Genomic DNA, 1,867 nt, shown 5'->3' on the forward strand with positions numbered 1-1,867 from the left:
TCGCCTTCTGTGCTTTCAGTCCACCGGCGCGCAAGGCGGACCTCCAGTACTTGAAACCCTCAAGCCTTCTTCCGCGGACGGCGAGCGCACCCGCGGCATCAAACCTCGCGCGCGTTACCCTGCGCTCGTACACCTCTCGATAGGAGTCCACGAGTGGGTCTTCTCCCACGCATTCGATCGCGCGCAGTTGGTCCAAGGCCATCATACCAACATCGCGCGTAGCATTCCCACCGTGACGACGCACTTCAGCGAGTATTCGGTCTGAGAATCCGACACGACCTCTAAGCATCACTCGCAGCACGAAATGGGCATCCTGACAGCGAATGAGGCGCGGATCAAACCGGATATCTCGGATTCTCTGGGGAATGTCCCCAAGCTAGTTGAAATTCGGGAGGGTGCCTCAGGGGTGCCGCTTACGCGGCGGTGAGTGGTGCCGTGAGTTTGCCACGCAGCGCGGCTTGCAGCAAGGCGAGGTGTTGGTGGCCCTTCACTTTGCGGAACTGTTTCTCGATCTCGAGGAGCGTAGCGGCACACCAGCGTTGCTTTTGATCACTCGTTCGCCAGTGTGTGACGCGGTGCACCTTCGCTTCGACGCGGGCCATGACACTCTCGATCAGGTTCGTGGTCTTGAAGCTGATGCCGAGTTTCGCGAAGACGTCAAGGCGATGCAGGGTGAGCGTTTCTTCCAGGCCCTCCTCGAGACTGCGAGCGGCGGAGGCGTTGCCCTGCTCGAGTTCTTTGACGAGCTGCCGCAGGGCGCGCCGCGCTTCGGCATAGGTGGGCTTCGCGTACGCGGCCTGCAGCTTGCGACGCCACAGCGCCTGTTGCGCCTTCGGCAAGTAGGTCACGACATTCTCGCGCTTGTGCCACTGGCACCGCTGGATCGGGACGCGCTCGCCAAAGACGTCGCGCACGGCGGCGCTGAGGCCCTTGGCGCCGTCGAGCACCACCAGCAACCCGGTGGGTGTCTGGAAGCCGCGCTCGACCAGTTCGCGCAGGAAGGTGGCGCAGACGCGCTTGTTCTCCGTGGCGGTCTGCACGAGGCCTAGGATGCGCTTCTCGCCCGTCGTGGTGACGCCGAGCGCGATGACGACCTGATCGTCGGCGAACGACTTGCCGTCGAGCAGGAGCACCAGCCACTCGGCATCATCATGGCGCCGCTCGTGGAGCGTCTGGAGCGCCTGCGCGCTGGCGCGCACGAAGCGCCGCGAGACGCTCGACTTGGCCAAACCGAAGGCCTCCGGCACCGCCTCCGCCGCCGCTTCGTAGTCGCGACAGGACAGCCCGCCGAGCACGCGCCGGAACAGGCCGACATCGTGGCCCCGCGGCGTCTGCAACTGGGCGTAGGTCGCCAACGGCACCTCCGTGTTGGTCGCGCGGTTACGCACGCGCGGCACCCGGATCGGCACTTTCTGATCGGCGAGAAACACCGACCCCGCTTGCGCGCCCCAGCGCGCGATCGCGGGCCGTCCATCGGCATGCGCGTAGCGCGGCCCCGCGAGCGCGAGCACTTCCTGTTGCAGCGCCTCCTCCACGGCCCGGAGCCCCAGCGGGATCAACGCCTGAATCATGGTCAGCGCGAGGCTGTTCGCCTCAAGCGACGTAGGCTCGGCATCCGGGGCCGGCGTCGACGACTGGTGAACAGGCGACTTCGTTCGTACTCTTGGCATGGGGGGTGTCTCCTATTGCGGCGCGAATCCTGGCTGGGATCAACGCTTCAGTATGGAGGCACCACCCAACTTTCAACTAGACGGGGGACAGACCCAACTCTGCTGCGCAGATCGATACGGTGGTGCTGCGATTCAGTCCCAGGATTACTGGTGTACCGTCGCCAGTGGTGAACAGACTCGACGTAAGGTGGCTAGGG

2 protein-coding genes are annotated in these 1,867 nt (G+C 64.7%); one reads left to right on the forward strand and one right to left on the reverse strand.

The window, feature by feature from the left end:
- Nucleotides 1–265, forward strand: a 265-nt coding sequence (locus tag H6G18_RS24610; RefSeq protein ID WP_206757219.1) for a hypothetical protein, incomplete at its 5' end; no start/stop codon positions are given.
- A 148-nt stretch (nt 266–413) separates the two neighbouring features.
- On the opposite strand, the gene H6G18_RS24465 is transcribed toward H6G18_RS24610, so the two are convergent.
- Nucleotides 414–1,670, reverse strand: a complete 1,257-nt coding sequence (locus tag H6G18_RS24465; protein ID WP_190409675.1) for an IS256 family transposase — start codon at nt 1,668–1,670, stop codon at nt 414–416.
- Between the last annotated feature and the right edge of the window lie 197 nt (nt 1,671–1,867).

This window comes from Anabaena subtropica FACHB-260, assembly GCF_014697105.1.
In the GTDB taxonomy this organism is placed as follows: Bacteria; Cyanobacteriota; Cyanobacteriia; order Cyanobacteriales; family Nostocaceae; genus Trichormus; species Trichormus subtropicus.